The sequence below is a fragment of the Streptomyces turgidiscabies Car8 genome, assembly GCF_000331005.1.
Lineage (GTDB): Bacteria > Actinomycetota > Actinomycetes > Streptomycetales > Streptomycetaceae > Streptomyces > Streptomyces turgidiscabies.
Genome location: NZ_AEJB01000283.1, coordinates 1 through 9,386, shown reverse-complemented (window position 1 = coordinate 9,386; position 9,386 = coordinate 1). Strand labels below are relative to the sequence as shown.

Below are 9,386 nucleotides of genomic sequence, written 5' to 3'. Positions count from 1 at the left end.
AGGACGCGGACGGCGTCTGCGGGAGATGGCGAGAGCCGGCCGCGCCGAGCTCAGTCGTGGGACAGCACGGGCGTCCTGCCGGAGCGCGGCAGGGAGGAGAGCACCGGGCGGGCGCGTCGGGACCGACGGGGCATCCCGGAGGCGGTGTACCAGATGTCCATCGCGGCCATGCGTACGGCGTCGGTCGCCTCCTGCGTGGGCATCGAGTCCGCGGGTCCGCACAGCGACAGGGCCGCCCGGGTGCTGCTACCGGGCGGACCGACCGGTGCGGCCACGACGGTGACACCGGCACAACAGCCCTGCACGTCGACGGCGACGCCGCCTCGGTCGCGGACACGGTCGAGGTCACGCCGCAGCTCCCGCAGCGTACGGATCCCGTATGCGGTAGCCGGGGGCGAGAAGTCCAGGGCGGGCCAGTCCGCCTCGGTGAGCTGGGCGAGGAGAGCGCGGCCGGCGGCCGAGTGAACGGCGGGCTGCCGTGCGCCCGGGCGCCAGCTGTCCCCCTTCTCCGGCCAGCCGCCGACGCGTTCCAGGTGCAGCACGTCCGAGGAAACCATCGCGCTCAGGAACACGGTCAGACCGGTCGAGCGGTGCAGCGTGTGTACGACGGGAAGAGAGGCCTGGTGGATCCGGTCACGCCTTACCGCCTGGGAGCCGAGTTCGAACATGCGGATCCCGAGGCTGTAGCGGTAGCCCTCGCGCTCGACCCAGCCCAGTTCCACCAGGCGCTGCAGAATCCGGTGCGTGGAGGAGCGCGGCAGGTCGGCGTGACGCGCGATCTCAGCCAGAGTGAGCCCGTGGCGGCCGTCGAAGACCTTGAGGAGGGAGGCCACTCTGTCAATCATCGTGATCGGGGCGCTGTGGCATTTTGCCGTGGTCATGATCGCCTCCCGGCGTCACTCGCCGATTGCACATTGTGCCAGCATGTCGCAAACTGACAGGTGTGAGCGTACTGCTGGGTTGCGCCGGTGTAAACGAATTGGATCCAATTCCGCATGCGGTCATGCATCGGCGGCCCCAGAGCCGGCCGGGGCCTGGAGAACCGGGGAGGTGCAGCCATGGTGAGACGCAGCCGTCCGACGCTCACCGAGCGGCGGGCAGAAGAACTGCACATGACGATCGCGCAGAAGGCGGCCGAGATCTTCGTCGCCGAGGGCGACACCTCCGCGACCGTCGAGCGCATTGCCGACGCGGTCGGGATGTCGACGCGTACGTTCTACCGTCACTTCCCCGTCAAGGAGGATGTGGTGCGGCCGCTGTTCCGGCACAGCTCGCAGCAGGTCGTCGAAGCGCTCGGGAACACACCCGAGGACGGCGACGTGGTGGAGGCGCTCGTCGCCGCATGGACCTCACCACTGGACTCAGGACCGAACCTCAGCCCCTTCGGCCGTGACTTCCTCACCCTGATGGCCGCCAGCCCGCAGTACCGCCTGAGGTGGATGGAGGTCGACGACGAACTGTGCGGGGCGATGGCCGGATTCCTCCGGGACCGCATCGGCGAGGGCGAGGGCCCTCTCGACTCGGTTCTGCCGGGCTTCCTCATCGTGCAGGCGACCCGCCATGTCTTCATGCACTGGATCGCATCGGAGACGGGTGAGGACATCGCGGGCCTGCTGCGCGAGGCCTTCCATATGGTCTTCGACGGCATCCGGACCGCACGGCCCGCCCACTCGTCGTCGAAGCGACGTCGAAGTGAACGGGCCGGCGTTCGCAGCGGCCATCCCGAACCGGCTCCGTGAGACGCTCCGCGCGGATCAGTCGGTCTTGGCGTCCGCCGGTCCCAGAGCGCCGGACCGGCGCAGCGCGGTGAGCTGGTCCGCACCGTAGCCGAGTTCGGTGAGGACGCGGTCGGTGTCGGTCCCTGTTGCCGTCGGGGTACGGGGTGGCGTCGGCGCGGACCGGCCCAGCTTGATGGGTACTCCGATGCCGCGATAGTCGCCGTCACTGACGACCATGGAACGGTGCCCTGTATGGGGGGCTGACAGGGCCCTGGCGACATCGTGGACCGGGCCGGCGGGAACCCCCCGGGCCGCCAGGGCCAGCGCCAGATCCTCCGCCTTCCACCCCAGGAACGCCGGCTCCAACTCGGCCAGCAGCGGGCGAAGGTTGACGATCCGGTCGCGATTGCGCACGAAGCGCGGGTCCTCGGCGACATGGGGGATGCCGAGTACTTCAGTGAGCGCGGCGAAGTGCGCGTCACTGGCGGCGGCGACGAACAGACACCCCTCCCTTGCCGTGCGGAACACCTGGTACGGAGCCACGGTCGGATGAGTTGCTCCAGTGCGCCGGGGGGCCTCGCCCGACTGGAGGTGGGTCGCGGTGTGCGGGTGCATGAGGGACAGGACGGCGTCGAACAGTGTCACGTCGACAAGTTGCCCGCGCCCGCTGGCCGTCCGCTCCAGCAGCGCGAGCAGCACGCCGGCGAATGCCTGGTGCGCGGCGGTGATGTCCACGATGGGCACCCCCACGCGCAGCGGTCCACCGTCGGCTTCACCGTTGACACTCATGAGCCCGCCGTAGGCCTGCAGCACGGCGTCGTACCCCGGCAGGCCGCCGAGGGGGCCGTCGACGCCGTAGCCGGTGATCCGGCAGTAGACGAGCCGGGGGAAGTCCTTCGCCAGGCGGGACTCGTAGCCGAGCCCCCAGCGTTCCATCGTGCCGGCCTTGAAGTTCTCCACGACCACGTCTGCTCGGGCGATGAGGTCGTACAGCACGTCCAGGGCCCGCTGCACACGCAGATCGAGGGCGATGTTGGCCTTGCTGCGGTTGAGGCCCTGGTAGTAGGCGCTCATTGTCCCGGCCTCGTCGACGAACGGCGGCCCCCAGCGCCGTGTCTCGTCACCCGAGGGGGACTCGACCTTGATCACTTCTGCGCCGTGGTCGGCGAGCATCTGCGTGCAGAACGGCCCGGCGAGGACCCTGCTCAGATCGAGAACTCGTACCCCTTGGACCGCGCCGGCCAGGCTCATCACTCGCCCCCTGTCACCAGGTGCCACCACGAATCTTCCTGGCGCACCAGGGCGGCGAGCTGGTCGTGCCAGTGGCTCTCACTGCCGAACTCCTCGCGCCAGGCCCACAGCCGGGTCGTCGCGGCGCCGAGGTGATGCTCCTGCGAGTACCCGATCGCGCCGTGCAGTTGGTGACCGATGGCGGCGACGACGTGCGCGCCCGCCGAGGCGGTGGCCTTCGCCGCTGCCACGGCTACGCCCGCGTCGGCGTCCTCCGCCTCGGTCGCGAGAAGCGCGGCGTCCGCACTCACCTGAAGCGCGGTGACCTCGGCGGCGAGCACTGCCAGTTGCTGCTGCACTGCCTGAAAACGGGTGAGTGGACGACCGAACTGCTCCCGCTCGGTTGCGTACCGGAGGGCCGACATGAGCACGGCGCGGGCAGAACCGGCGAGTTGAACACACCGTGCCAAGGCGCCCCGCTGCAGGATCGCGGCAGAGTCGAGGCCGGGCGGCGCTGCGGCGGCGACAGGTTCCGCCAGCTCCATGTCGTCGAGGACCAAGGTGTCGCGAGGCTCACCGGCAAGGTTCTCGGCCCTCGTGAGACACACGGCCGTTGATCCCCCCGTCGCCACGGGCAGGAGGGCGACCAGGGTCTCGTCGCCGCACCGAACGGTCGTCACGACGTGGTCGGCATGACGTCCCCACGGCACCCGTAGGGTCCCGGACAGGCGGAGCCCACCGTTTCGCCGCCGCCCCCGAGCCTCGTCAACGGACGCGACCACGACCCCCTCGGGCAGGGAGAGCCCCGCGCGGGCCACCATCCAGCCGGCCAGGACGGCAACCTCGGCCACCGGTACACGCACGGCGTGAAAAGCCGTCAGGTCGAGGACCACGGCGAGATCGCTCAGCCTGCCGCCACTGCCGCCGGCGTCCTCCGGCACGCCCAGCAGGTGAAAGCCCCCCGCGCTCAGGTCCTTCCACACCGGATGGTCGAAATCGTCTGAGGGCCGGCTGCGCCCCGTGGTCCGGCCGCGCAGTATCACGGAGACGGCGGAGCGGATCTCCTCACGCACGTCGTCGGTCATCGAACCCCCAGGCCACGTGCCACCACCGAGCGCAGGATCTCGTTGGTTCCACCCCGCAGGGTGAACGCCGGGGTGTGCAGGACGGCTTCGGCGAGCAGCCCCTCCAGCCCGGCCGCGCCCCGGCGCGGCTCGGTACCCGTGACCTGCCGTACAGCCTCCACCACGTCCCCCTCGAACCGAGACCCCAGATCCTTGACCAGCGCTGCGGCGATCTCGGCCGGCCGGCCGTCGCCCAGAGCGGCCGCCACCGACAGTGACATCTGGCGCAGCGTCCAGGCGCGCGCCGTGAGCCTGCCCAGCGCGCGGACCGAGACGCCGTCGCCAGGGCGGTCGTGCACCTGGTCCGCCCAGGCCCGCAGCAACGGCACCGTGCTCATAAGACGCTCGGGCCCGGACCGTTCGTGCGCGAGCTCGGCCGTCACCCGACGCCAGCCGGCTCCGCGTTGGCCCAGCAGACTGTCCTGCGGAACTACCACCGAGTCGAAGACGACCTCATTGAAATGGTGCTCTCCGTCGATGGTGCGCACGGGGCGGATCTCCACCCCCGGCGCCGGGAGGTCCACGAGAAACTGCGACAGGCCCGAATGCCGGTCAGCCGGTGAACCGTCCGTGCGGGCGAGGACGACCATCGCATGGGCGTAGTGCGCACCGGTGGTCCAGATCTTCCTCCCGGTGATCTCCCAGCCGTCGGCGACTTCCCGCGCCCTGGTACGCACCGATGCGAGGTCGGATCCCGCGTCGGGTTCGCTCATGCCGATGGCGAAGTAGCACTCGCCGCGGGCGATCGCCGGGAGGTAGAGCCGCCTCTGGGCCTCGGTGCCGTGACGAAGGAGGGAGGGCGCCATCTGCCGGTCGGCGATCCAGTGGGCGGCGACGGGCGCACCCGCGGCCAGGAGTTCCTCCGTGACGACGAACCGGTCGAGCGCTGACCGGCCGTGGCCGCCGCAAGAGGCCGGGAGCGTCATCCCGATCCAGCCGCGTGCCCCGAGACGGCGGCTGAACGCCGGGTCGGGGGCGGACATCCACGCGTCGCAACGCGGGGTGAAGGTGCCTGCCTCCCGCTCGGCGCCAACAAAGTCCCGGACCTCGTCGCGCAGTTCCCGCGCAGCGGGGCCGAGACGTATGGGGGAGAGATGGATCGTCGCGGTCAACCGGACTCCTCCTTCGTGTCCGGCTCACGCTAACGAGATGGGATCCAGAACTGCCGCCGGTGTTCCGCCCAGTGGACGGGACACCGGCGGCCCGGGTCAGCTCGCGGACGGGTGCGCCACCGCTCCTGCTTCCAGCAGGAGGTTCAACTGCGCCTCTGAGCCCGCGCGATGGGCGTCCATGAGATCGACGAGCCGCTCCGTGTCGCCGGTGCGGAGCGCCGTGACCATCTCCCTGTGCTCGTCGAGGATGCGCGCCCGCCCGGCGTCGTCGTAGAGAGAGACGGAGTGGTAGGGCAGCGCCCAGGTCCAGATCCGCCTGATCTCGCCGACCACGAGCTTCAGATCGCTCAGGTCGAAGACCGCGAAGTGGAACTGGCTGTTGAGCGCACGCATCCGGGGCAGGTCGACTGAAGTGGCGGCATGTTCGATCTCCTCGGCCAGTGCCTCGATCTCCGCCAGCCGGCGAGCCGTGGGCTGCGGCAGGCTGCGGAGCACCTCAGTCTCCAGCAGCCTCCGCATCAGGTACACCTGATCGAACTCCGCCCTGCTCAGCCGGGCGACGGCGAAGCCGACATGGTGCTCGTGGACGACGAGTCCGTCCGCCACGAGTTGACGCAGCGCCTCGCGCACCGGCAGACGACTCACGCCGAAGGCGGCTGCCATGTGCTCCTGGCGGATCTGCCGGCCCGGCAGCAGATCACCCGACATGATCATTTGTTTGATGCCGTTGGCCACGCGCGTCACCGCCTGGCTGGTGGGCGGGCTGCTGCTCGCGGAGGTGGACGGCTGTCTGGGCGGCATGGGCACTCCTCACGGTCCGCTTCACCGTACGAGGTCGAGGCCACCGGCCGCACCTGTGGCCGTGCCGCCGACGGCCTCAGTAGGTGACGCTGCCTCCGTTGAGGTTGATGGTCTGTCCGGTCATCCAGGATGCTTCCGGGGAGACCAAGTAGACGACGGCCGCTCCGACGTCCTCGGGGGTGCCGAGCCGACGGGTGGGAATGCGCGCGGCGATGTCCGCGGTGCTGTCGCCGGCGGCGTTCGTCTGCAGCCCGAGCGCCAGCGTGTTGACCGTGACGCCGAAGGGCGCGACCTCCTGGGAGAGGTGCCGGATGAATCCCTCGACACCGCTCTTGGCCGCCCCGTACAGCGAAAGCCCGTGCGCGGATCCTGTACGAGCGGATCCCGAGGAGATCTGCACGATCCGGCCCCATCCCGCCTCGCACATGTCGTCGGCGACCGTCGACACGCAGTTCATCGCGCCGAAGAGATTGATGTCGACGGGCGCCCGCCACCGGCTGGGGTCGAGGGATCGGAACTGTCCCTGGCCGAAGTCGGCCGCGATGCCCGCGTTGTGCACCAGGATGTCCACATGGCGCCCCAGCCCGGCACGGGCTCTCGCGACACCGTCCCGCACCCCGTCCAGGTCTGTGACGTCGAAGGCGACCGGGACGGCCGTTCCGCCTGCGGCAGTGATCTCCTTGACGACGGCTCCGGCTCGCGCGGCGACCAGATCGGTGACCGCCACGGCGGCGCCCTGGGCGGCCAGGGCACGGGCGATTCCCGCTCCGGCGTTCTGACCGGCTCCGGTCACCAGCGCAGTGCGGCCCGACAGATCGAACATCATGTTCCTTTCCCTTGGACAGTGGTGATCGAGGGCATGGGGCCGAAACGCGGCCGCACTTACAGCTGTTGGACAACCTCCAGCAAGTGCCCTTCGGGATCCGCGAGTTGGGCGACACGCAGACCGTGCTGCGGAATGGATCTGGGCTCGACGCGAACCGTGCCACCCGCGGTTTTCGCGGCCTCTACCACCAAGTCCACGTCGGCGACGCCAAACCCGAGCACCGCTTCGCCGGGCGCGGGGGCCTCGCGGCCAAGGCGCTTGAGCAGCAGCAGTGAGGGCTCGTCGCTGTGGGTGAAGGACAGGACGGCTTCCGTGTACGCCGCATCGCCCTTACCGGCCGTCGTCCGCTGCTTCTCCACCAGACCGAGCACAGCGGCGTAGAACGCGGATTCGGCGTCAAGATCGTCCACCGCGATCTTGGTGAAGGCGAAACGCTGTCCGTCGGTCACAGCTCCTCCAAGCACGAAGCGTTGCGGCGACCCTGCCTGGGGCCGTCCGGCTCGCGGCTCGACGCCGGCATCCGCAGTACAACCGCTCGGTGACCCGCCTGGAGCGCAAGCTTCCACTGACTGGAACTGCTCCGAGTTTCGCCGCCTCTTGGCGGTCACACTCACGAGCAGCCACTGAGGTCGTTGGTCGCGCGGTGAGCATCTGGCCCGGCGGTATGCCCGAGAACTTCCCCTCGCTGGTACCTGGGGACACCGATTGGAGCCTGTTCGTCACGCGGCGGGCCGCAGGACGCCGGAGACGGTGGCCGGAGTCGTGGCCACGCTCATCTCCGACGACGGTGCCTTCATCTCCGGCACCGAGATCCGCATTGACGGTGGTGCCCACCAGTAGTCCGGCGCTCGGTCGCGGGATCACAGTGAAACGGTCGTTCTTCTGGCGTGGGGATTCCCTGCATCACCACGATTCTGGTCGGATTTCGAGGGAGTACAACGAAAAGCGCACCACACCGGACGGGATTCCGCTGGTGAGCATGAAGCCGTGCATCGAAGCCGGGTTCTGCGCGATCCTGATGCCGGTTCCGGAGAAGGTCTCGTCGCCGTTGAGGCGCCTTCGCGGCCGGAGTCCGCCCTTGCTGTCCACGAGTTCTTCCGCCTTCAGGACGGCCACCGGCCGGCCGTCCTGCGAGCGTATTCCGAGCGTGAAGTTGTCTCCGGCCGCGATGTACGTGTCCTCGTCGCTCCGCAGCAGGAGCCCGTAGCCGAACTTCTCTCCGTCGCCGCGTTCCGAATGGGCCCTGACGACGAAGTCGTACCGGCCGAGGGCGAGCGTCTCCTCCTGGGAGGCCGACACCCGGAAGCCGCGCACGCGGCCCTGGGGCTGGGCGGCGAGGATGTCCTTCTCCAGCGCCGCGAGCTGGGCGTAGGTGCGGCGCAGGTCCACGGTGGCGTCGTCGTCGAGTGAGTCGAAGCCGAACGGCGAGACCCCGATGGCACCGTGTTTTCCGATGGCGAGGAAGCTGTGCGAGATCCCGTGCCCGTCGGCGCGCATCTCGGGCACGAACAGGGCGGTGTTGGTGTCCGCGTAGCCCTTGAACGGGATCTCGAAATCACCGAAGTACACATCCGGTGCGAGGAAGGCGATCGAGGGGGCGGCCAGCTTCCAGGCAGAGCTGACGTGTGGAAGCGGCCCGCCGCTGGGGAACACGCCGGGTGCGCTGCCGCCGGCGAGGGCCGCATCCGCAGGCTTCGCCTCGGTCGGCGCGATCGAGTCCAGCCACGCGTTGGCGAACAGCGGGATGTCGTACCGGGCCTGGCCCGCGGCGGCGACGTGCTGGATGTAGGACGCGTAGTGCCAGGCCATGAACAACTCGGCCGTGCGGTCGCCCTCGCCAGTCAAGCAGTCCCATGTCGGGGCGAGGGGCTCGTCCGGGGCTTGCACGTACGGGGACGCTCCGCCGCGCAAGGCTTCGGCAAGGGAGGCTGGTACGGGGTCCGCCCAGGCGGATGCCGCGTCCGCTCCGTAGGAGCGTGGCGCGCCGAGAAGCCCGACCTCGTTCTCCACCTGCACCATGATCACGGTCTTCTCGCGGCCGTCGACCCGCGAAAGGTGCTCCATGAACGCGGCGAAAGCGGCCGCGTCGGCGTCGCGGTTGGCTGTGGAGAACGGGCTGAGGTTGTGCACCGGATCGCCGGCCTCGTCGATCTGCAGGGGAAAACGGACCGGGTCGAGCTTGACCCAGGTCGGCGTGTAGCTCGAAGAGCCGTTCTTCCAGCTGCCGAACCAGAGAAGCACCAGCTTGAGCGCGTGCTCGCGGGCACCGTCGAGCATGGCGTCGACCAGGTGGAAGTCGAACTCTCCCTCTTGCGGCTCCACGAGCTCCCAGCTGACCGGGGCGAGCACGGTGTTGACGTCCGCGTCGGCGCACCGCTTCCAGAGCGGACGCAGGTAATCGGCGTTGGACGAGGTGGAGTTGTGCACCTCGATGCCGCGGATCAGGTAGGGCTGACCGTTGACGACCAGTTGGCCCGTGGCCGGGTCGATGAAGTGGTCTTTCAAGGATCGTGAATGCTGCATGGCGTTCCCAGGATGTGAGCGGTGTGCTTGCCTTTGCATGCGAGGGCCCGTG

The 9,386-nt window shown here is 69.4% G+C and carries 9 protein-coding genes and 1 pseudogene; 2 read left to right on the top strand and 8 right to left on the bottom strand.

The window, feature by feature from the left end; all coding sequences use genetic code 11:
* Positions 1–50: 50 nt before the first annotated feature.
* The gene (locus tag STRTUCAR8_RS18890) at positions 51–881 is read right to left on the bottom strand and encodes an IclR family transcriptional regulator (protein ID WP_006377428.1); all 831 of its coding nucleotides are present in this window, start codon (positions 879–881) and stop codon (positions 51–53) included.
* Between the two features lie 177 nt (positions 882–1,058).
* Here STRTUCAR8_RS18890 and STRTUCAR8_RS18885 point away from each other — a divergent pair, with 177 nt between their 5' ends.
* Positions 1,059–1,739 carry a TetR/AcrR family transcriptional regulator gene (locus STRTUCAR8_RS18885; RefSeq protein WP_006377433.1) on the top strand — a complete coding sequence of 227 codons (681 nt, stop codon included), beginning with the start codon at positions 1,059–1,061 and terminating at the stop codon, positions 1,737–1,739.
* A gap of 15 nt (positions 1,740–1,754) precedes the next feature.
* On the opposite strand, the gene STRTUCAR8_RS18880 is transcribed toward STRTUCAR8_RS18885, so the two are convergent.
* The 6 genes from STRTUCAR8_RS18880 to STRTUCAR8_RS18855 form a co-directional block, all read right to left on the bottom strand.
* Entirely contained in the window at positions 1,755–2,969 is a 1,215-nt protein-coding gene (locus STRTUCAR8_RS18880; RefSeq protein ID WP_052350894.1) for a CaiB/BaiF CoA transferase family protein, read from the bottom strand.
* Positions 2,969–4,033, bottom strand: coding sequence for an acyl-CoA dehydrogenase family protein (locus tag STRTUCAR8_RS18875; protein ID WP_048818782.1), 1,065 nt, complete (start codon positions 4,031–4,033; stop codon positions 2,969–2,971). The genes STRTUCAR8_RS18880 and STRTUCAR8_RS18875 overlap by 1 nt, the downstream gene beginning before the upstream one ends.
* A complete protein-coding gene (locus STRTUCAR8_RS18870) occupies positions 4,030–5,184 on the bottom strand; it encodes an acyl-CoA dehydrogenase family protein (protein WP_006377424.1) in 1,155 nt (384 codons plus the stop codon). The genes STRTUCAR8_RS18875 and STRTUCAR8_RS18870 overlap by 4 nt, the downstream gene beginning before the upstream one ends.
* A 96-nt stretch (positions 5,185–5,280) precedes the next feature.
* Positions 5,281–5,985, bottom strand: coding sequence for a GntR family transcriptional regulator (locus tag STRTUCAR8_RS18865; RefSeq protein ID WP_006377427.1), 705 nt, complete (start codon positions 5,983–5,985; stop codon positions 5,281–5,283).
* Positions 5,986–6,061: 76 nt separating this feature from the next.
* Positions 6,062–6,811: an SDR family NAD(P)-dependent oxidoreductase gene (locus tag STRTUCAR8_RS18860; RefSeq protein WP_234372697.1), complete on the bottom strand. Its 750-nt coding sequence runs from the start codon at positions 6,809–6,811 to the stop codon at positions 6,062–6,064.
* Between the two features lie 56 nt (positions 6,812–6,867).
* A complete protein-coding gene (locus STRTUCAR8_RS18855) occupies positions 6,868–7,260 on the bottom strand; it encodes a VOC family protein (protein ID WP_006377426.1) in 393 nt (130 codons plus the stop codon).
* 188 nt (positions 7,261–7,448) lie between these two features.
* Here STRTUCAR8_RS18855 and STRTUCAR8_RS55665 point away from each other — a divergent pair.
* Positions 7,449–7,651 (top strand): annotated as a pseudogene (locus STRTUCAR8_RS55665) (SDR family oxidoreductase); the annotation flags it as partial.
* 63 nt (positions 7,652–7,714) lie between these two features.
* Here STRTUCAR8_RS55665 and STRTUCAR8_RS18850 read toward each other — a convergent pair.
* The gene (locus STRTUCAR8_RS18850; RefSeq protein ID WP_241784693.1) at positions 7,715–9,334 is read right to left on the bottom strand and encodes a GH35 family beta-galactosidase; all 1,620 of its coding nucleotides are present in this window, start codon (positions 9,332–9,334) and stop codon (positions 7,715–7,717) included.
* Positions 9,335–9,386 lie beyond the last annotated feature (52 nt).

Coding starts and splice junctions, on each gene's coding strand:
- STRTUCAR8_RS18890 (WP_006377428.1), bottom strand. CDS start 881: ATGACCACGGCAAAATGCCACAGCGCCCCGATCACGATGATTGACAGA.
- STRTUCAR8_RS18885 (WP_006377433.1), top strand. CDS start 1,059: ATGGTGAGACGCAGCCGTCCGACGCTCACCGAGCGGCGGGCAGAAGAA.
- STRTUCAR8_RS18880 (WP_052350894.1), bottom strand. CDS start 2,969: ATGAGCCTGGCCGGCGCGGTCCAAGGGGTACGAGTTCTCGATCTGAGC.
- STRTUCAR8_RS18875 (WP_048818782.1), bottom strand. CDS start 4,033: ATGACCGACGACGTGCGTGAGGAGATCCGCTCCGCCGTCTCCGTGATA.
- STRTUCAR8_RS18865 (WP_006377427.1), bottom strand. CDS start 5,985: ATGCCGCCCAGACAGCCGTCCACCTCCGCGAGCAGCAGCCCGCCCACC.
- STRTUCAR8_RS18860 (WP_234372697.1), bottom strand. CDS start 6,811: ATGATGTTCGATCTGTCGGGCCGCACTGCGCTGGTGACCGGAGCCGGT.
- STRTUCAR8_RS18850 (WP_241784693.1), bottom strand. CDS start 9,334: ATGCAGCATTCACGATCCTTGAAAGACCACTTCATCGACCCGGCCACG.